The organism is Staphylococcus sp. HMSC059F04, assembly GCF_001812565.1.
GTDB lineage: Bacteria > Bacillota > Bacilli > Staphylococcales > Staphylococcaceae > Staphylococcus > Staphylococcus lugdunensis.
In genome coordinates this window covers 186,268-207,906 of sequence record NZ_KV809464.1, presented here as the reverse complement: position 1 = coordinate 207,906, position 21,639 = coordinate 186,268, and the positions used below count along the sequence as shown (strand labels likewise).

The following is a 21,639-nucleotide window of genomic DNA, read 5'->3' as shown; positions in this document are numbered from 1 at the left end:
GTTGACATATTGTCATTCAGTTTTCAATGTTCAATGTTCATTTTAAAAGCAATCTCTTTTATTATACTTACAATAACTTCAAAAGTCAATTGCTTTATGTCGTTTACTTAAATTATTATATTTCAATTTTATAAGGTTTTCAATGGTAAGTTTTACACCATTTCAATCTTCTTTAAAATTGCTTTACAATTGTTTTTCGACGACTTTTATATCTTATCAAGACTGTTTGTATAAGTCAATCATTAAATCGATATAAATTAAAATAATTATGTGTGCATAAAGTTAGATGTATTATAGCTCACAAATGAATATTCTATCATCTTTTATAAATAATGCAATAGAAAAAGGTGCACTTATAAAAATAAATTAAAGTGCACCTTAATTGATACATAATCACCGTTATTTTATAGTACTTGCAATCACCTTTTGTGCGATAGACGTATAAATTTTTCCTAGTCTATCATCTGGTTGATATATGGATGGTGAAAAATCTTTAGGATTCCATGATGGCTGTTCAAGTGGCAATTCGCCTAATAATTGTGTATTAAGTTCATCAGCTAACTTCATGCCGCCGCCTTTACCAAAGACATACTCTTTATTTCCTGTTTCTTTACTTTCAAAGTAACTCATATTTTCAATAACACCGATTATTGAATGTTCCGTATGCTTTGCCATTGCCCCAGCTCGTGCAGCGACAAATGCAGCAGTTGGATGTGGTGTCGTTACTATAATTTCCTTACTTGAAGGTAACATCGTATGGACATCTAGTGCAACATCTCCGGTGCCAGGAGGTAAATCTAGAATCAAGTAATCTAATTCTCCCCATTTTACTTCAGTAAAGAAATTCGTTAGCATCTTTCCAAGCATCGGACCGCGCCAAATAACGGGTGCATTTTCTTCAACGAAAAATGCCATTGAGATAACTTTCACACCATATCTTTCGACTGGAATTACTGTCTTTCCTTCAATGCCCGGTTTCTCATCAATTCCCATCATATCGGGGACACTAAAACCATATATATCAGCATCAACAAGACCTACTTTTTTCCCTTCTCTTGCTAAAGCAACTGCGAGATTTACAGCTACGGTTGATTTTCCTACGCCACCTTTACCAGAAGCAATGGCAATAAATTCTACTGGATTATCTTTTGACAATAAGCCTTCAATTGTATTAGGCTGCTCTTTAGTAGTTCCACGATATTGTTCTACAATTTCGTCCGGTAATTGTTCAAATCTTATTCCTACTGTATTTGCCCCATTTTCTTTCAATGTGTTGACAATTTTCATCTGAAGATCTAATTGTGTTTTTCCACCAAGTTGAGCCATAGCAACCTTCACGCTGACATGTTCGATTTCTTCTTTTATTTTTATTTCTTTAATGCCGTTGATTTCACTCAAGGGCACATTAAGTATTGGATCTTTAATTGCACCAACGAGCGCGCTTACTTTTTTTTCTGATAACAACTTTAATCCCCCTTTTAGTTGTTTTAATACTATTCATTATGTATTATTTTAACATTCGAATTCAGTATAAACGTTTTATAATTATAAAAAAAGCAGTTAGCTCAAGCCTTTACACTGAGCAAACTGCTAAATTTTATAATTTACGGCTATTGGTAGTCTTCTTTTCTTGAATAAAAAATGAGCATATAAATGCAATGATAATGAAAGCAGTTACGACCATAAATGCTAAATCTACTCCTGCCGCCACAGCTTGTCTTTGAGCTACTACCTTACTCGTTTCTTGAGAAATAGAAGGTTGTATCCATTTAGCACCAATACTCATCAATGTTACCATTAGTCCAGTCCCCAGGGATCCAGCCATGACGCGTGCAAAATTCATAATAGCTGTTCCGTGCGAAATATCTTTATTGTCGAGCACGTTAATCCCTGTGGTATTAATTGGCATCATTAGTAAAGAGATTGCTACTAATCTCAACGCATAGATTATAACTAGAAACATATAAGATGAATCATACTGCAAGAAACATAATGGTAACGTAGCTAGTATGAGTAGAATAAATCCAGTATAAACGAGTGGTTTAAGACCATATTTATCATAAAACTTTCCAGTAAATATAGATAATATACCATTTAATATTGCGCCAGGCATAATGACCATACCTGATAAAAACGCAGACAATCCTAAACTATTTTGCACATATAATGGAATAAGTAATGCAGGACCGACATTCGTCATCATTAAAATCATAGAAGTAATCGTACTAAATGTAAAAACTCTACTTTTAAATACGCGCAAGTTTAAAATAGGATTATCGATGTGTAGCTGTCTATAAATAAAGATACCTACAATCGTGAGACCAATTACAAATGAAACTACGACTAATAAATTAGTAAATCCTAAGTTGCCCGCACTACTAAATGCATATAATATCAATCCAAAACCAAGTGTTGAATATATCACAGAACGCTTATCCAACATCGTATATTTAATGTCATTATAACTCGTTAAAGCGCTACATCCGAAAATAAAAATAACAGCTGAAATAGCCACAACTATTATGAATGGCACACGCCAACTCGTATTATCGATGATTAATCCCGAAAATGCAGGCCCTATCGCAGGTGCCATTTGAATGACTAAGCCAGCTAAACCCATGGCAAAACCTCTTTTTTCTTTTGAAAATAAAGAAAATAAGGTGAATTGCATCAAAGGCATGATAACGCCGGCTCCCATAGCTTGAACTACTCGGGCGATCATAAGCACTGCAAAATTAGGTGCAATTGCTGCAATAATAGAACCTAATAAAAATGTTCCCATAGAGGCAATGAATAAAGTCTTACTTTTAACTCTATCCATCAAGTATGCAGTCAGTGGAATCATTGTCCCATTAACTAGCATAAACCCCGTTACAAGCCATTGTGCTATATTTTCACTGATATTTAACTCTCGCATAATGTGAGGAAGTGCAGTATTTAACAGTGTTTGGTTAAGAATCGCGATGAATGCACTAAGTAACATTACTGCTACAATGATATTTCGTTTATGTTTAGATATCGATTCAGCCACCATATTACTTCCTTTCATCAAAGTAAACTATTTAATTATTTTTCCAATTTCTGTCTTATTAAACAAGGGTTTTGCTCACATTATGAGTTACGTTGATTTCTATTTAAATTTTCACTATCAGGATAAAAGACAATTTTACACATATATAAAAAGCCAATAATGAGCATAATTACCCAAAAATCTATTTTAATATATGCGTAGTTAATATGAATGACAAAGTAAAAAAGAATGGTTGTTACTACATATGATATGAGATGAAAGGTACCACCATTAAAATAATCATTTTCTGGTAATTTTTTTCTAAAATAGTCCATTAAATGTTCTATAGCAAAAAAGATAAAATAACCAAAAACAATGTAGCTACCATAATATATTAAATTGTCTATGAAACTTTTATCATAATCAAAACTTCCTAGGTGAAAGTATATGAGCAAACGACTTAAACCAAACAGCCCAAACCCTAAGAAAGTTAAAAATACTGCTCCGGAGACAACAAAGACAGCAAAAACTAATAATGTTACTAATATGTTGTTATTAAAACGTTTCATTCTTTCTGCCTCCTCCTAAAATTATACAATAGTATTTTAACACTATTTAGTAGCTATTGATATGGAAAGACCGCTTATCATAATAGATAAACGGTCAGATGAAAATTAATCATGCTGTTCTTTATACGTCCATGACCATAAAATCATTAAAATAATCATTAATATAACAATACTTCCTAAAATGTTCTGTAAATTTGCTCCAAACAGTCCATGTGTCGTTGCATATAAGTACCCCATCAAAGAAGAACCTACTGAGGAGCCTAAGTTTTTAGTCAAAGCATAAAATGACATCATTTTTTTCATATATATAGGACTTGTTTCTTCTTGCACGATTACACTATCCTTTGTATAAACAAATCCAAAGCTTAAACCAGCAAAAATCACCGCAGTCGCAATGAGCAATGGTAAATCTAAATTTAAATAGATAATTATACTCGCAACAAGTAGCACTGTAAACGCTCCAATATACAGCATTTTTCTACTACATAAATTTTCAATTTTAGCCAAATTAAAATTCAAAATAATCCAAGCCACAGATAAAGGAAATATGATGAAACCACTTTGCAATGGAGATAATCCCAAATGATCTTGCAAATAGATTGGAATATATAAATTATAGCCCATGAGCGAAAGTGCAATAACAAAGTCTGTAATAAATACTAACGTTATTGATCGATTAAATTCAACAATAGGTAAAAAAGGTTGCTTTATTTGCGCTTCAAATTTAAACAAACCGAACAATACAACGACAGCTAATAGAATACTTATAATATTTATTACTATCATATGTTGATAAAGTAGTCCTATCATTAATAACAAAATAAATATATAAAATAATGTAATGCCTTTAACATCAAAGTTAGATGCTTTAACTTCCTGTTCATTAGGAAAGTGGTAAGTTATAAAGACAAGTATAATAGCAATGATAGCAATAGGTATATTAATAAAAAATAGCCAATGCCATGTTGCAAATTCTAAAATGCCTCCCCCAAGTACAGGGCCAATAATACTAGAGACACCCCAAACACTACCAACTATACCCATAATTTTATATCTTAGAGGAATTTCAAATGCTAATTTTGGCACAATTTGAGTTAACGACATCATTACCCCTGCACCAAGTCCTTGAATAGCTCTTGACGTAATTAAAAATGCAAATGTTGGACTAAGGCCAGACATTAAACTTCCAAGACCAAATAAAAATAAACCTGTTGCAGCTATGTATATAATTTTGTATCTAGTCAGCAATTCTCCAACAATAGGATTGGCTATTACAAGAGCAACAAAATATATTGTAAAAACTAATGATATATTGTTTCCTGCATGGAGGTCTTCTCTTATAGTAGGCATGGCTAAAGAAATAATCAAAGTTTCAATTGCAGCCATAAACATTGTTAAAATCAGGGCAACAACCACACCAATTGATTTTAATCTCATATTAGATACCTCCCTTTCTTTCAAAATATTGCCTATATATATTATCAATGTTTATAATTAAAGTATATATCACTGCTTAATTATCTTCTTAAAAATATAAAAAATAAGACTGATGGCCTATATGCTAAGACCACCAATCTGTTAATTTATATTATTTATTACATAAAATAGAGGATAGCAATCAAATGGAAAAGTGACGCAAGTACAATAAATAGATGCCATATCATATGAAAATAATTTCTATTCTTTTGAGCATAAAACCAGGCGCCAATAGAATACGCAACTCCACCTAGAAATATAAATAAAATAAACCAAAGCGATGTTCTCATTAAAATGATAGGAAGAAAAATGACGCCTACCCATCCCATTACAAGATATACGATTAAGCTTAATTTAGGATTAACACGGGTCGCAATTGATTTGTATAGAATACCCCAGATGGTTGTTCCCCATAATAAAGTAAATACGGCCCAACCAATCCATCCTCCTACAACATGTAAAAGAACTGGCGTATACGTCCCTGATATTGCAACATAAATCATACTGTGGTCGATAATCCTCAACACATATTTATGAATACTATTATTTTTCATTGTGTGATAAATGGTTGATGATATAAACATTAAGAAAATGCTAATAACAAAAATTGAAACACTTAAAGACTGTAGTGCGCCACCATCATTATAACTATGCACTGCTGCATAAGGTAAGATAAGCAACGTCAAAAATGCTGCAACTCCGTGCGAAACAGCATTACCTATTTCTTCTCCAAATGTTAGTGGGATAATGTCTTTAAAACTTTCTACTACTGAATCCTTTGACTTCTTAATTGATATGTGAGGCATCTCTATATCACCGTCCTATGAAATAATATTCATTCGTTCTAAATCAGCTGTCGCTGTAGCTACACTATCTTTACCTTCTTTATTCTTCAACGGTGAAAACTCTTCATCGCGTTCAACTTGTAACGTGATAAAGCTTGTTGCATAACGGAATATATCAAAATAAAATAATTCGAATTTAAGCGTTGGCTTTTCAACTATACCAAAATCTTCATCTAACTGTTTTAAATCTTTAATAGCTAAATGATAAGGTAAATCATAGTTAACAGCTTGATTAATAAAAGCAAGTTTAAATGCATGTATACCAATATTGGCATTATTAAGCTTATTTGCCAATTGCTCATCTAACTCTGAATATTCTAGCACGGTATCTTTACAATCCTTATTAACTAAACGTCCAACACTTTCACCTTGCTTAGGCTGAATAGATTTAGTTGTTATGTCTAAATCGTGCACAACAGTGAAACCAGCAAATAGCGGATCAAGTACTTTCACTAATACATTATCTATATTATTTAAGAAAATATATTTAACGCCATTATCCATCATCTGATCTAAATACCCGGCTTTTTTCAGTGATTTAAACACCCCACCATTACCATTTGGTGTTTCCATAATATAGCCTTGTTTATTAAGAACCAGCTGACCTTGCTCACTCAACGCTACCATGTTGTCTTGTTTGAAGAAATGGACATTTTCAGCATTAAAACCAAAGAATTGATGATCTTCAAAATATGTAACTGTAGCCTCATGATTAATATCACTTGTCATGATATACCAGTGAATTAAATGTCCAGTTTGATGTTGTAATTTCAATAATTGACGTGCTTGCAATTCAAATAGACTTATTCCTTTAATTTCAAAAGAACCTTTAGGACCTTGATAACCTAACCTTGTGCCTTGTCCCCCAGCCATTAATAATACCGCAAACTCACCATTTCTTATTGCTTCTATACCTTTTTGCTCATATGCATGTTTATCTTTATCATTCATAGCTGCTTGATTTACATAATTAATCTCTGAAATATCATTAATATCATCTATTTGTCGTCGATTAACATATAGATCTTGATATAATGCTTGTATTTCAGCCAAATCTAATGAATCAACCTTCTTCTCTAATTGCTCTTTTTCATTATTACTCATTAATTTTTCATATTCACATAAATGTGCTTGATTATATTTTTCAAGTTTATTTTTATCCAAAATGCTAATACGCTCCTTATGTAAATTACATATCAAATGCTGCTATTGATTACAACATTGTCAATAATAATTTATATTCATTTCAAATCACATCATAATATAAAACGCTTTGGAAGCGGAACAGAATCCATTATGAATTTGTTGTGCTGCCCTGGCAAGGTTGACTTGCATTGAAAAAAGCTTAGTATTAGCGTATTTTCAATCTTAGTCAACTACTACCAAGATTTAGTTCATAACTTAAAACATAATGATGTCCCTAGCTCATGCAAAGTATTTTCCTATATAAAAGAAAAAATCCTCAAATGCGGGTTGAAATAAAGTATATGCTGCACCGACTGTTAACGCAGTAGCCAGTGATAAATCCATCCATCCCCCTGTTTTCACGGTAATTGGAAAGTGAATATTCTGAGGAAGTGGATAAAATAATTGAACTCCTCTAGGTGTTAACATATCTAGTATAACATGAGATAGCAATCCCCCGATAATTGAAACTAAATAATACAATGGACTATGAATTAAGACAAGCGCAGATGCAATTAAAAAAACGAATATAAGCGAGTGTGTGAAAGTGCGATGACCAAAAAGTAATCTTATTATAAAACTTATTAATTTTAATCTTCTTCCAATTTTACTTCTCATATGGCATATATCTGGCAATAAACTTGCCATTGTAGCTAAACACATGACAGTAACAGTAGTAAATATATCTGTTTGATAATACTGTGTTGTCCATGCTCCTACTAAAAGACCACACGATGCATGTGTCTTTCCCGTCATAGTTCACACTCCCTTTTCTTTCAAATATAATAGCATAATTTGACCCTAAAAGCGAACATACTTTCGCTCAAATAATTAGTATGTCACAAATTTAAAAAAGTATCACATAAATACTTGAAAACGATTGCAATTTGCATTATTATTAAATTACAAATTGTTAAAAGGAAGTGTTCTATAATGGCAATGACAGTAAAAAAAGATAATAATGAAGTTAGAATTCAATGGCGTGTTGCAGATATTAAAATTCCAACACAAGATATTAAAAACATTTCACAAGACCAAGATATACATGCTGTTCCTGAATTAGATGAGAAAAATATTTCTCGCATTGGATCTACATTCGGTAAAACAAATCGCGTTATTATAGATACTAACGATCACGAATATATTATTTATACACATAACGATCAAAAAGTTTATAACGAACTTACAAAATAACATTTTATAAATTAGCATAGAAGCATTTAGAGCAGTCTGAGACATCATTATGTTTTAGACTATGAACTATATGGCAGCAGTTAGCGGGGCGGGGCTACGAATTCATAATGAATTCTGTTCCGCTCCCCTCATTTTACGTTAATTTAATAAATAACATCCATTCATAAAAAAGCATACGTAGTTAAAGCCTTATCAGCTTTTTTACGTATGCTTTTACAATTTTTATAACTCATTTTATTACAAAAATAAATGTGCCATTAAAGAAATAATTGGTAACGTAATCAATGTTCTTATTAAGAAAATCATAAATAACTTCCCTACACTTACTGGTATTTTAGAACCTAAAATAACACCGCCAACCTCAGATAAATAGATAAGTTGAGAAATACTTAAAGCACCTACGACAAATCGAGTTATTTCACTATGAGCACCTTGAATTAATATTGAAGGTAAAAACATATCCGCGAAACCAATTATCAAGGTTTGTGATGCTGCAGCAGCTTCCGGAATTTGTAAAATATTTAATAATGGAATAAATGGTTTTCCAATAAATTCAAATACCGGTGTGTAATTAGCAATTATAGTCGCTATTGTTCCGATTGCCATAACCACCGGAAGTACAACAAACCACATATCAATAACCGTTTTAAAGCCAGATTTGAAAAAATTAATAAAACCAGGCGCGTTTAAACCTACTTTCGTCGCTTCTTCTAAGCCATAGCCTAAAGCACTTTTACCCTCTGGCAAATCTTCATCATGAATTGAACCGTTCGTATCTTTAGCATATTCATCTGGAATTGTGTTTAACGGCCAAATTCTTGGCATAATAACAGCTGCAATTAAACATGAAAGTATGACAGATGAATAAAATAATAAGAACCTAGATTCCATGCCAACCGTTCCAGCTATAACAATTGCAAATGTAATAGAAACAACACTAAACGTTGTTGAAATTACAGTTGCCTCTCTTTTTGAGTAAATACCTTTTTCATATTGTTTACTGGTAATGAGCACTCCCACAGTACCATCTCCAATAAATGAGGCCAAGTTATCTACTGTTGAACGACCAGGTAAAGTAAACAATGGTCTCATGACGGGTCTAAACACAGGCCCTAAAAATTCTAACAAGCCATAGTCCATTAAAAATGGTAAAAATAATGCTGCAAAGAAAAAAACTGCAACCAATGTAGGTAATAAATCGGAAAATATTAATCCACCTGTTTCATTTGAATAAATCACATGAGAGCCAAATTTAAAATAAGTCATCCAAACAAAACATACTGCTAATACTCTTAATATAAGCCAGCCCCATTTAACATTAAAAGCACTGTACATTAACCCTTCTGGATTCAATTTTTTCTTATAGAATGTAGAACATAAAATAGATAATATCCCAGAAAGCGTAACAATAAACAAGATGATTAGCGGCATGGCCTCTCCTAATAGAGATTTAAGTGCGCCTGCTAAATAAGCAACCGGTAACGTTGTGGTTTTTTGACCATCTTGTACAACTGGTACTGGAATTAAAAATAAAATGATACCTATGATGGACATCACAATAAACTTTGCGCGACCTCTAATAATTTCTTTCTTCGAATAACCTTCCATTTAAACACCTTTTCTATTTATATATTGTGTCTACTATATACATTCATTTTGCATTTAGAGTCTAAACAATCACCTTAAAACAATTAATAATTTTTGTAAATGCATTTTTATGAAATTTTTCGTATTAATAAACTATATCTTATTTTACCTAAATCTTCAATACCTAAAAAAGATTGAAATAATATGTCACAAATTGTTACATCCATAAATGTTAAACATTAGATATTACAAATTGCTAAATACTATTTCAATCTCTTAAGTGATTATAATTTTTTCAATAAAAATAGGAAATATGGCACGCCAATAATTGCTATTATGACACCTACTGGGATATCTAAAGGTGGATGTATGCCTCTGGCTAAAGCATCACTGAATAAAATAAGTGCTGCACCTATAAGACCAGACATCAAAACAATATGCAAATAGCGTTGTCCGACAATTGAACGCGCAATATGCGGTGCAATTAATCCTAGAAAACTAATACCACCCACTACTGAAATCGATGCACCTGCAAGAACTACAGATAATATCAGTAATGTCATTTTTAAACCTTTTACTTTGGCACCTAATGCGATTGCCAACTGATCTCCCAAATTTAAAATATCAAGTTGATAACTTAAAATTAAAATCAGTGGAATTGCAATGATAAACCATGGCAAAATCGCCAATACATTTTCAATCGTATGCCCATATAAGCTACCAGTTAGCCATAATAAAGCATTATTTGCATCCATAGGATTTCGTATTAGTAGAAACTGTACAATTGCTGTACAAATCGCACCAATTGCTAATCCAATAAGTGCTAAACTAGACCCTTTTACATTAAATCTAGATATGAGAATAGACAAAATCAAACTAATACATAGCGCACCGATAAATGAACCCACTGGTAATAAAAACAAGGGTGCTGATGGAAAAACCATTATAAGTATAACCGCAGCTAAACTTGCACCTTTAGAGATACCGATAACATCTGGAGATGCTAACGGATTTCTAACTACACCTTGAATTATCGCACCTGAAATCGCTAGACTGCAGCCAACGAGTAAACCTAATAATGTTCTTGGAATTCGATATTCATTTAAAATAAAGTCATCAAAAGTGAACATATGTTTTAACGCATAAATGGGTGAAAACATAGTAGAACCGACACATAAGCTACTGACAAATGCAATCAATAGCACAATCAGCACAATAGTATAACGTCGAATTAGTACTTTTTTAGTCAATTCTTTTCACCCCTTTTAACGTAAATAATAGGAAGTATATAGCGCCGACAAACGACGTCACAATACCTACTGGAGACTCAAATGGAAATGTAATAAGTCTACTTAGTACATCGGAAAGCAGTAATAAATCGGCACCAATGATAAACGTTAAAGGAATTAATACTGAATAATTTTGTCCTACATAGTGTTTAACAATATGAGGTACAATTAATCCGATAAATCCGATTGGCCCAACAATAGACACAGACGTACCTGCAAGTACAACGATTAATAAACCAGCTATAATGCGAACTAACTGTGTTTTTTGACCCAATCCTATGGCGATGTCATCTCCTAGCTCCATAATACTAAGCTGTCTACTAATCATCAATGTAACAACCACCGCAACAATAATCCATGGAACAACTGCCAATAATTGCGTCCATTTTAAACCATTTAATGAACCTACAAGCCAAAACATTACTGTATCGTTTGAATCTTCATTTAATAAAATGATACCTTGCGTTAAGCTGCTAAAAAAGAGATGAATTGCCATTCCAGCAAGCGCTAGTTTAACGGGTGTGATTTGACGTGTCGATCCGGATAAAACATATACCGTTAAACCACCTAAAAATGCGCCTAAAAATGCTAATGGTGTCGCAAAATTTCCTAATGAAGGCACTAATACTGTTACTAATACAACAACAAATGAAGCGCCTGCGTTCACGCCGAAAATTTGAGGTGAAGCTAGCGGATTTCTAGTCATTGCCTGCATTAGCAAACCTGCGAGTGCCAATGCACCACCTATAATTAAGCCCCCAATCATTCGAGGCATTCTTACATTATGAATTAAAAATGTAGCTCTTGATTCATGTGTCGTAAAAAAATAATCTATCACATCGTGAAAATGTATTTTGGATGATCCAACCGCTAAATTAAAGTAGATACAAATAAAAAGAAAGCACAAGCTCACCACATAGGTGAGCATAGTGCGTTTCTTGTTTTGTTTTTCGATAGCGGATTGACTAGATAGTTTTGTCATAGTCTTTCCTTACCACCTTACTTTTGCTCTTTCGTTGATAAATCTACAATTTCTTTCGCCATTTGTTCTGAAGAAATTAAACCACGTGCACGTGCCCATAAGTCTCTATCTACAACATCAACACGATTATGTTTAACTGCATCTAATTTTTTCCAGACTGGATCTTTTTGGAATTCTTTATATGATGGTTCTTCTGGACTTGCTTTATCTGTCATGATAAACATTCTTTGTGGATTAACATCTGCAAGTGTTTCTGAATTTAATTTCAAATATGGTCCTTGTAAATATTTACTTAAACCTTTCGTTACATCATCATTTAGTGCTTCTTTGAAACCTAACTCACCTAAAAGTTGTCCAACATATGAGCTACTAGGGTGTGCTAGTAAACCTGATTTAGATGCAACAGCAGGTAATACTTTTTCATTTTTGTCAAATTTGATTTGCTTTTTATATTCTGCCATTAATTTATTATGTTTGTCTAAGCGTTTTTGACCTTGTTTTTCTTTATTCAATGCTTTGGCAATCGTTTTATAAGCGTTTATGTTTTCTTTATAGTCCCCATCAAAGCTTTTCAACATCACTGTTGGTGCAATTTTATTTAATTCTTTATAAATACCTTTATGACGCTGACTATCAGCAATAATCACATCGGGTTTTGTTTTACTAATTTCTTCTAAATTAGGCTGTTTACGTGTCCCTACTGATGTATAGCCTTTGATTTTATCACGTAATGGTTTGATTATGCGATTTGGTTTGTTATCATCTGCCACACCCACCGGTTTAACATCTAAAGCAGCAAGTGCGTCAATGAATGAGTATTCTAGGACTACTACACGTTTTGCATCTTTAGGGACCTTGACATTCCCTTGTTCTGTTTTAACTTCAATCGTATCTTTTGAAGACGATTTTTTATTAGAACTACTTGATCCATTATCACTGACATTGCCACAAGCAGCAGCAGTTACTAATAAAAACAGTAGCCCAATGATACTTATGTATTTCCAAGCCTTCATTCCATGTCACTCCTTAATTATAGTATTTACATTATATAGTGTATTGATAACGATTATCAATGTCAACCTAATTTTATTAAAATTTATATAGAGAAAATATGTTGTGTAAATACAAATGTTATTTATTTTATCTAAAATATTTCCTATTGATTAAAGACTGAAACAAGGATAAGTCAAGCATAGATTCTGGTAAAACAGTCTGGGACAGAATTCCTAGAAAAATACTGAGCGGGACAGAATTCATAATGAATTCGTAGTCCCGCCCCGACAAGGTTGACTAGGATTGAAAAAATTTGGTATAAGCTTATTTTCAATCCAGTCAACAACTAACAATGGAAACTTCAACATTATTACGTTACATTTTTTACACAGACTATTTTTATATAAGTCTTAATATAATAGATTCTGTTACTTTTTATGTTCTTAAACATATGACAATCAAACTAATTATCACAATTTATACCAATCATATCCTTTATTGGTCTGCTTCTTAATTTTTTAGATGTTGATGGTGTTGATGACATTGTCGCATCGTATTTTTATCAAAATTTGCAATTAACGCATTTATAAGGTCATCATTTACATAATTCTTTTCTAAATGGCGCATATACATTGACTGGGTTAGTGCTTCATGACCTAAAGTAAAGGTTATGGTATCGCCTAATTGATAGCCATCTTGATTATTTAAGTCAATCATTAAATAGTCGCTTGATGCACCTATAATTTTCAATTCTTTATCCATCGGTTGAATGTTGTTAGTCACTGTATCTATATAACCAATATTGACGATAGCTTGTAAATATGACTGCTTTGTCTCCATATTTACTCTTGGCTTAATTTCGATAATTTGCGCTTCTAACGTAATCGCATGTTGATATAAATTAGGCATAGGCTGACCTGACGTAGTATTTTCACCTCTAAATAATGTATCACCAATGCGTAGGTCATTAATTTTTCCTAAGTCATTATACATTAATTGTGGCAACATACTGGAATTGCCCCCAGAGATAAGTTTTAAACGATATCCAAGTTCTTTCTCTACCGCACAAATAAATTGATTCATCGTAAAAATATCATCATCACTAGGTGCCTCAGATTTAAAACTCATAAAATTAAATGCCAACCCAATAACTTTGATATGTTTTAAAGACATAATTTCATGTAAATATTGCAACACATCATAGGTTAAAACACCTTCACGTCCATCTTTCCAGTCCACCATCAACACAATTTGATGCGTAGTCCCTAAGGTCTGTGCAACCTCATTTAAACGATATATTGACGTTAGTTCTGTTTGAACACTTATCTTAACATGCTGAATAATCTCTTTATCACAGTCTTCTGCATGGGATTTCAACAGGATAAAATTTACATCTGGATCACCAAATCGCTGAATATTAGCTAACCTCGAATCTGCTATTTCAGTTAATCCTACTTGCTTCAAAACCTTCAAAATTTCACGATCACCTGCAATCGCTGTGACAACTGGTGTAAAGTTAATATCTTTTGAAGCTAAAAAAGACTGCAATACTTGAGCATTATATTTAATTTTAGCTAAATTAATATTCAATTTAGGCATGAGCTACACCTCACTTTCTAATGGATTATCAAATTCTATACATTTTTCACGTGCAAGTTCAGGATATAGGTAATGTTGAAATGAGGAATGATCTTTAACTTTCGCTCCAAAAAACACCTTTTTTAAAATATCTGCATGTGGTCTAGTGTCATCTATTGCCGTATAAATCACTTGCTGAACAATGCCGTATAAACCATGCTCTGTAATACCTTCATATTGTGTAAAATGATGAACTAATTCTGCAAGATGATACTGTATAACCGTTCGTTGTAAGTTAGCGACAACTTCTTCGATTGAAGCACTGTATATATCATGATGCGTCAGTCTTAAATCTGAGAATTGTTGACATAGTGTTGGCATATGAATACTTATTCCATTTATATCTCTAAAAATAAATTTCATTTGATAATCATTGCCTAAATGTACAATGATATTTTGCATGCTAGCATCTAATGCTACCCCATAATCTTGGATAGCATTAATTAATGGCGTCAATAAAGTATCACTATATGAAGAAATAAAATGTATCACACTTTCTTGTGTGACGCCGTTACCAAGCCATTCTAAATAGCTATCAATAACTGTATGTTGATCAACCGGATTAGTATTAACTAAACTTGAAGAAGCAATAGTAGATCCTGGTTCAAAGATAGCTGGCTTCTGATTGACACTACAAGCTAATTGGCTTGAATGTTCAACATCTGACTTTACATGTGATACAAAAGGCTTACATGTAACTTCTAAGTCAGAATCATCCTTAAAGATATGTTGCAAAATTTGAGTTATTTTTGGTGCATCTTCCATAGTTATAAAACAATCTCTACGAATTGAATGAATATCTTGAACATCAACTGATACTTCAACTTGATACGGTTGATGTATTAAATCTAATGTCTTAAATGATTCAGTAGCTTTAGCTTCAATTGTTAAAGGCGTTGGCAACAACCAGCTTTCACTAACCCATGATTCAAAATATTTTGCAATGACATGCTTATATTGCCATGGATGGACAATCATAACTCGATAGCGATCCAATTTAAGACCCAGCGGTTCAATATAGCGCTTAAGTTTACTTCGATATTGAGGAATAACTTGATTTAGAATAAACTGACTATCGTTATTTATTGTAGCTGTCTTGATTTTATCTTGATGCACGAGCATTATCGGTAAATAAATTGTTTTTTCAAATTCTGCCGTATATTTTTTTACTGCCTCTATGGACATAGGTAATTTCATTTTCTCAAGCGGCTGAAGCGCTAGCCCTTCAGTCACTAAACTTTCAGAATACATCAAATCTTGCGTGACACCATTATCAGCTAAATGCTGTAACCAAGTAAAAAAATTTAATGCCTCTGGTAATCTAGCAAATGTCATACTTTGAGTAATTACATCGTGTCGATGTTCAAAATGTTTATAACTTTCAATTAAACAATCTCTGTTATGGATAAGTTCTTTAGAAAGTTTTGTAGATATTTTTATACTAAAAGAATCTCTTAATATATCAATAAGTTGTTCAACTGACATGATTGAATTCTTATGATTACCACATTGATAAATAATATCTTGTGTGAACTCAAACCGTTGAAATGAACTTTTTCTAATGACAGTCATATAAAGTACATGACAATGATATTGAATTTCTAGTTGCTGAGGGCTTTCTGTAATCTTAGTACCTTGTGCAAAAAGACGTTCTTTGATTAAAGTATTCATAAGTCGAAATTGGATATTTTTATCAGCACGCATCTTAATGTGATGTTTTATCATGCCCTGCCTCCATCCATTTACTTCATTATAGTTTTATCTATGTATATCAATTGCTCAATTGATAATAATTATCATTATCACTAACATGGATTATACAAATAAAATGCTTATTTGTAAAATTTTTTCATATCAAATATTGAAGTAATCACACCAAATTTTTTGTACACAAAAACGCGCTTCGACTTTGTCTATCGAAGCGCGTAATATTATTTATTTAATGATAACTTATTGTAAGCCTTGTCTCTCTTTATTATTGTTATCATTGTTTTTTTCATTTTTTTGTTGCCATTCTTTTTTAGTCATAACGTCATCAACTTGCATATTCACTTCAACAACGTCTAAACCAGTAATATATTTTACTTGTTCTTTAACTAAATCAGTGACTTTACGGAAAATTTTAGGCGCAGATTCACCATATTCTAGAATAACTTTTAAATCTACAGCTGCTTGTTTTTCTCCAACTTCAACTGATACACCAGTAGTGACATTGTTTCCACTTGAGAACGCATTAGAGAAACTATCAGCAATGCCACCTTTCATATCTAGAATACCTTTAACTTCACGAGCTGCAATTCCGGCAATTTTTTCAACAACTTCATCGGAAAATGTTAATTTATTTTCAAATTGTGGTTCTTGATTTTGTTGTGCTTGTTTTTGTTGCTCTTGTCTTTCTTTTTCGTTAACACCCGTTTGATTATCATATGCTTGTTTAGCTTTGTTATTATCTACAGTCATAGTCATTCTCCTTTTAATTTTATTTGATTTAATAATTGATGAATTTTTTTACTTCGTTTATTTTGTTAACTCCATCTATTTAAAAAATTCATAAAATCTTGAGTACGGTCTTTAATATACCCAATGCCAATACCTATTAAACATAAGACAATGATTAAAATTGTCTTCCAGAATCCTAAAGTTAGGAATAAAATTGCTATGAGTAAAAAGGCAAAGAATCCAATGATACGCCATTTATATGCTTTAATCATATTAATAATGTGTTGGCTAGAATCTTGTCCATTATGATTATTATTGTCAGCCATATTATCCCTCCCTTACAATACGCGAGGACCAGATGTTTTTTGGTCTCTCACATTTACTTCTAATTTTCTTACTGGAATTTCGGCAAAATATTCAATGTTTTGCTTAATGTCTGAACGAATACCTTCAACTAAAGAAGTTGCCTGAACATCATTCGGTACTAAGAAATCCGTTTTAACATCGATATAAGATTTGTCTTTTTTGTTATATAGCTTTGTAATCACATTAGGTTGTCGAACTTGGTCATAATTTTTTAGAGTGTCATAAGCTGTGCGTTCAATTGCTTTTCTTGAGATGTATACATGACCGTCATCAAAATCTTTATATAAGCCAGGTTTTCTATAGGTTGGTTTAAAAATGCTAAATACTAAAATTAAACCAATCAATATTAAAAACGCAGCTAATCCAATTAATAGTGGTTGGAACCAATTGAATTGTAAGAAATAGTCTTGATATTCTGAAATACGACTATCTTGTATATACATAAACAAGAGGAAGCCAACAATAACAACTATTAATAGGCCGAGGATGAAATTTTTCAATCTTTTCACCTCAAAGCACCTCCTTAGCTATTGTTGTATGAATTATTTATTATGGTTTACCCTTAATTAAATTTAAAAAACATTAATACATTCTATAAAAACATTTTTCTAAATTTATTATTAAGAGTAATTTATTTCCACCTTATGATTATTCCCAATTTTTTGATTTGAAAACCTTTTATTACTAAATATTAATGACAATATGATAAATATTTTGATTAGGCTTATATTGTCTGCCGTTTTAGAACACACAAATCATTTATATTTAGAGATTAAATGCTTGATAATGGTTATTAAAAAACATTCCTTTTTTTGTTCAAAAAAATACCATGAAGCATTAGGATTTGCGTCTAACACTTCATGGTTCCAAACAGCCCAAAACAAATTTATTTTTTAAGCTATGAACTAAATATTGTAGTTGACTAGGATGGAAAATACGCTGATACCAAGCTTTTTTCAATCCTAGTCAATCTAGCCGAGGCGGGACTACAAATTCATAATGCATGCTGTCCTCGTCCCTCTTTTGTCATTTCAATGGATTAATATATTCAAAGCCTCTTATAGCTTAATCACAAGTTTTCCTATCATTTGATTGCTTTCAATAATCTGATGCGCATCATATAAATGCTCAGCTGATAAGCCCTCAATAACTTTTGTTGTTGTAGGTTGATAGATACCCGCTTCTATTTTCTTTGCAACATCTGTCAGATACTCTTGATGCTTAATCATATCATCTGTATTAAATACTGGTCTCGCAAACATAAATTCATGTGTTAACGTAAGACTTTTGGGCTTTAATGCATTTAAATCTTGCGTTTCTTTAAATGCCACAATGGTTGCTATCTTTCCAAGCGGTTTTACAAGTTCAATCATCGTATTGTAATACATATCAGTATCGTATGTACAAAAAATAAAATCTACAAATTCACCATGTTCACTGTGCAATTGTTGCACTAAATCATCATGATGATTTAATACGATATCCGCACCCATCTTTAATGACCATTGAATAGATTCTGGTCGAGATGCCGTAGTTATAACTTTTAAACCATATGCTTTAGCAATTTGTGTTGCAATACTACCGACACCACCTGCACCGTTAATAATTAATATTGTCTTATGTTGATTAAGCTCAGGATCAGTAGCAATGTTAAATACATCAAAAAGTACTTCTGATGCTGTAATTGCCGTTAATGGCAAGCTTGCACTCGCTTGAGCAGAAATATTTTTTGGTGCTTTAGCTATTAGACGCTCATCTACAGCATGATATTCAGCATTTGCACCGGGTCTTGATGATGTGCCTGCATAGAATACGACATCTCCAATATCAAACATTGAAACCGACTGTCCTACAGCTTCAACTTTACCTACGGCATCATATCCTAAAATACGCTGTTGACCATTAATAGGTCTGATACGTGTTTTCCCATCTACTGGATTAACACTTATTGCTTCTACTTTTACTAAGACATCGTGTGCATTTAATACCGGCATATTAATGTCTGTTTCATAGAAAAAATTACCTTCACTTAATTCAAAGGGTCTATTTGCTATAATTGCCTTCATTTCATTCACCTCAAAGTTTTTCTAAGTTACTCAGAAACTTTTACGATTTGTTTACCAAAGTTATCTCCGGTAAATAAGTTTTTAAATGCTGTAGGTATTTCATGGAAACCATGCGCAATGGAAACTTCAGTTTTAATTTTACCTTCTTTAACCCATTGTGCTAATTGTTCACTTGCTTCTTTAAATGTATCCGAAAATTCTGCAACTAAAAAGCCTCTCATCATAGCTTGTTTTTTTATTAATGTTCCTTGAATACGTGGACCAATATCCCTTTCTGGATGATTATAAGATGATATAGCCCCACAAACCGGAATACGAGCAAAACGGTTTAAATGTTTAAATACTTCATCACTAATCGCACCACCTACATTTTCAAAATAAACGTCAACACCATCTGGAAGCGCTGATGCTAATGCCTCAGCAAAATCGTCTTTTTTATAATCAATACCTGCATCAAAACCAAGTGTTTCTGTTAAATAATTAACCTTTTTAGTACCTCCTGCTATACCAACCACTCGAGCACCTTTAATCTTAGCAATTTGACCAACAACTGCTCCGACAGCACCAGATGCAGCAGATACTACAACGGTTTCTCCAGCTTTAGGTCGACCAATATCCAGTAATCCATGATAAGCTGTATGACCAGTCATACCCAGTGTACTTAAATATAATTCTAATGGCACATCTGTTGATGGTACTTTATTCACTTGATTACTTGGTAGCGTATGAAATCTTTTCCAAGGTAACATCCCAATAACAATATCACCTTTTGTAAAGTCATCACTCTCGGACACGACAACTCTTGCCAAAACATGACCAATAATTGGTTGATTTAATTTAAAAGGTTGTACATAGGAATCTGAAGGTGTCATTCTGCCTCGCATATACGGGTCAACAGAAATATATAATGATTCAATTTGAAGCTCACCATTTTTAGGGGTTTGAACATCAATATTTTCATATTTGAATGTTTGATCATTAGGTATTCCTTCAGGATATTGATTTAATACAATTTGTTCATTTTTCATGACAAAGCACCCTTTCTCTCTTTCTTTCAAGTATAGTAGTCAAACGCCAATAGCTCAATTTCATTGCTTTTAAAGTTAGGTATATCCAGTAATTCTATGATTTCTTCCATAAAAATTGGATTATTTCATTGGCAACTTTGTTATTTTCGTGAAGTTGACTATGTTGCGCCGTAGCACCAGTGTATTGTGACTCTTTATAAGATTTGGGACTGTCAGCCAATAAATATTTTAATGACTTTGAAGAACTGTTAGATACGCGACCATCAGAGTGCGTACCATCTTGGATATCACCGTAAATATTTAATACATCAATCTGTTTGTCTTTATAGTTATTTTTGAGACCAAGTAATTGTTGATAATTCTCTGTCATTTTACTCGGCTTCCCATTTTTATCAACACTAATTTCGTTTACCTTTTCATTAAGATTTAAAACACCATTAAATGTTCCCGCAATGTTTACTTCTTTATTAAGTTGAGGTAATTGCGTATCTTGACCATATAATTTCATAAAATAAGCAAAAGATAAGTTTCCCATAGAATGCGCGACAAAATTGTACTGCTTAATATGAAAGTCGTTTTTTAATTTAGTTAACACATTTTTGATATGACTTGCATTTTGCTTAACATTACCATTTTTATTATCTTTTAATTCTATTTTCACAATTGGATTAATTGCATTTTTAGCTAACTTTCCTTTAAACGTAATATCTCCATTCTTGTCTACAATTGCTGTTATGACTTGATTGGTCACACCATGATTTACAGCTTGTTGCACCATATATTTCTCTGAATTTGCACTGCCACCATAACCATGCAAAAATAATGTTGCTGTATGCGAATGATTATAACTTGAACTATTTTGTTTTGATTGTGAGGATGATTGACATCCATAAGTTAAAAATAACATCAACGTTAATATTGCTATGAGTAAACCTGTTTTTTGAAATTTCATTGATTATACCACATCCAATT

The 21,639-nt window shown here is 32.4% G+C and carries 20 protein-coding genes; 1 reads left to right on the top strand and 19 read right to left on the bottom strand.

Going from position 1 to position 21,639, the window contains the following annotated elements:
* Positions 1 to 399: 399 nt before the first annotated feature.
* The 7 genes from HMPREF2864_RS03745 to HMPREF2864_RS03715 all read right to left on the bottom strand — a co-directional run bounded on the left by HMPREF2864_RS03745 (position 400) and on the right by HMPREF2864_RS03715 (position 7,841).
* The gene (locus HMPREF2864_RS03745) at positions 400 to 1,464 is read right to left on the bottom strand and encodes an Mrp/NBP35 family ATP-binding protein (RefSeq protein ID WP_070545031.1); all 1,065 of its coding nucleotides are present in this window, start codon (positions 1,462 to 1,464) and stop codon (positions 400 to 402) included.
* Between the two features lie 133 nt (positions 1,465 to 1,597).
* Positions 1,598 to 3,034 carry an MDR family MFS transporter gene (locus HMPREF2864_RS03740; RefSeq protein WP_060795185.1) on the bottom strand — a complete coding sequence of 479 codons (1,437 nt, stop codon included), beginning with the start codon at positions 3,032 to 3,034 and terminating at the stop codon, positions 1,598 to 1,600.
* 77 nt (positions 3,035 to 3,111) lie between these two features.
* A complete protein-coding gene (locus HMPREF2864_RS03735; protein ID WP_002478927.1) occupies positions 3,112 to 3,579 on the bottom strand; it encodes a SepA family multidrug efflux transporter in 468 nt (155 codons plus the stop codon).
* 105 nt (positions 3,580 to 3,684) lie between these two features.
* Positions 3,685 to 5,016, bottom strand: a complete 1,332-nt coding sequence (gene sdrM, locus HMPREF2864_RS03730) for a multidrug efflux MFS transporter SdrM (RefSeq protein WP_070545030.1) — start codon at positions 5,014 to 5,016, stop codon at positions 3,685 to 3,687.
* Positions 5,017 to 5,174: 158 nt separating this feature from the next.
* Positions 5,175 to 5,861 (bottom strand): PAQR family membrane homeostasis protein TrhA, encoded by a 687-nt coding sequence (locus tag HMPREF2864_RS03725; RefSeq protein WP_002459981.1) that lies wholly within the window; start codon positions 5,859 to 5,861, stop codon positions 5,175 to 5,177.
* A 15-nt stretch (positions 5,862 to 5,876) separates the two neighbouring features.
* The gene (locus HMPREF2864_RS03720; RefSeq protein ID WP_037543460.1) at positions 5,877 to 7,067 is read right to left on the bottom strand and encodes a UTP--glucose-1-phosphate uridylyltransferase; all 1,191 of its coding nucleotides are present in this window, start codon (positions 7,065 to 7,067) and stop codon (positions 5,877 to 5,879) included.
* A 258-nt stretch (positions 7,068 to 7,325) separates the two neighbouring features.
* Entirely contained in the window at positions 7,326 to 7,841 is a 516-nt protein-coding gene (locus tag HMPREF2864_RS03715) for a metal-dependent hydrolase (protein ID WP_002478924.1), read from the bottom strand.
* A 177-nt stretch (positions 7,842 to 8,018) separates the two neighbouring features.
* Here HMPREF2864_RS03715 and HMPREF2864_RS03710 point away from each other — a divergent pair, with 177 nt between their 5' ends.
* A complete protein-coding gene (locus HMPREF2864_RS03710) occupies positions 8,019 to 8,279 on the top strand; it encodes a SunI/YnzG family protein (RefSeq protein WP_002459987.1) in 261 nt (86 codons plus the stop codon).
* A 237-nt stretch (positions 8,280 to 8,516) separates the two neighbouring features.
* Here HMPREF2864_RS03710 and HMPREF2864_RS03705 read toward each other — a convergent pair whose 3' ends face one another.
* From HMPREF2864_RS03705 to HMPREF2864_RS03650, 12 genes are all read right to left on the bottom strand, one after another.
* Positions 8,517 to 9,887, bottom strand: a complete 1,371-nt coding sequence (locus tag HMPREF2864_RS03705; RefSeq protein WP_070545029.1) for a YjiH family protein — start codon at positions 9,885 to 9,887, stop codon at positions 8,517 to 8,519.
* A 263-nt stretch (positions 9,888 to 10,150) separates the two neighbouring features.
* Positions 10,151 to 11,116, bottom strand: coding sequence for a FecCD family ABC transporter permease (locus HMPREF2864_RS03700; protein ID WP_002459989.1), 966 nt, complete (start codon positions 11,114 to 11,116; stop codon positions 10,151 to 10,153).
* Positions 11,109 to 12,137 carry a FecCD family ABC transporter permease gene (locus HMPREF2864_RS03695; RefSeq protein WP_070572112.1) on the bottom strand — a complete coding sequence of 343 codons (1,029 nt, stop codon included), beginning with the start codon at positions 12,135 to 12,137 and terminating at the stop codon, positions 11,109 to 11,111. The genes HMPREF2864_RS03700 and HMPREF2864_RS03695 overlap by 8 nt, the downstream gene beginning before the upstream one ends.
* 17 nt (positions 12,138 to 12,154) lie before the next feature.
* Entirely contained in the window at positions 12,155 to 13,150 is a 996-nt protein-coding gene (locus HMPREF2864_RS03690) for an ABC transporter substrate-binding protein (RefSeq protein ID WP_012990779.1), read from the bottom strand.
* A 490-nt stretch (positions 13,151 to 13,640) separates the two neighbouring features.
* Positions 13,641 to 14,729, bottom strand: coding sequence for an alanine racemase (locus HMPREF2864_RS03685; RefSeq protein ID WP_002478919.1), 1,089 nt, complete (start codon positions 14,727 to 14,729; stop codon positions 13,641 to 13,643).
* A 3-nt stretch (positions 14,730 to 14,732) separates the two neighbouring features.
* Positions 14,733 to 16,493 (bottom strand): IucA/IucC family protein, encoded by a 1,761-nt coding sequence (locus tag HMPREF2864_RS03680; protein WP_070545028.1) that lies wholly within the window; start codon positions 16,491 to 16,493, stop codon positions 14,733 to 14,735.
* A 225-nt stretch (positions 16,494 to 16,718) separates the two neighbouring features.
* Complete coding sequence (locus HMPREF2864_RS03675) at positions 16,719 to 17,228, bottom strand: Asp23/Gls24 family envelope stress response protein (protein ID WP_002478917.1); 510 nt, start codon at positions 17,226 to 17,228, stop codon at positions 16,719 to 16,721.
* A gap of 65 nt (positions 17,229 to 17,293) precedes the next feature.
* Complete coding sequence (locus tag HMPREF2864_RS03670) at positions 17,294 to 17,533, bottom strand: DUF2273 domain-containing protein (RefSeq protein WP_002459996.1); 240 nt, start codon at positions 17,531 to 17,533, stop codon at positions 17,294 to 17,296.
* A 12-nt stretch (positions 17,534 to 17,545) separates the two neighbouring features.
* Positions 17,546 to 18,082: an alkaline shock response membrane anchor protein AmaP gene (gene amaP / locus HMPREF2864_RS03665; RefSeq protein ID WP_002459998.1), complete on the bottom strand. Its 537-nt coding sequence runs from the start codon at positions 18,080 to 18,082 to the stop codon at positions 17,546 to 17,548.
* Positions 18,083 to 18,631: 549 nt separating this feature from the next.
* Positions 18,632 to 19,639: a zinc-binding alcohol dehydrogenase family protein gene (locus HMPREF2864_RS03660; protein WP_070545027.1), complete on the bottom strand. Its 1,008-nt coding sequence runs from the start codon at positions 19,637 to 19,639 to the stop codon at positions 18,632 to 18,634.
* A 26-nt stretch (positions 19,640 to 19,665) separates the two neighbouring features.
* A complete protein-coding gene (locus HMPREF2864_RS03655) occupies positions 19,666 to 20,667 on the bottom strand; it encodes an NADP-dependent oxidoreductase (protein WP_070545026.1) in 1,002 nt (333 codons plus the stop codon).
* A 94-nt stretch (positions 20,668 to 20,761) separates the two neighbouring features.
* The gene (locus HMPREF2864_RS03650; RefSeq protein WP_002460003.1) at positions 20,762 to 21,619 is read right to left on the bottom strand and encodes an alpha/beta hydrolase; all 858 of its coding nucleotides are present in this window, start codon (positions 21,617 to 21,619) and stop codon (positions 20,762 to 20,764) included.
* Positions 21,620 to 21,639: the final 20 nt, after the last annotated feature.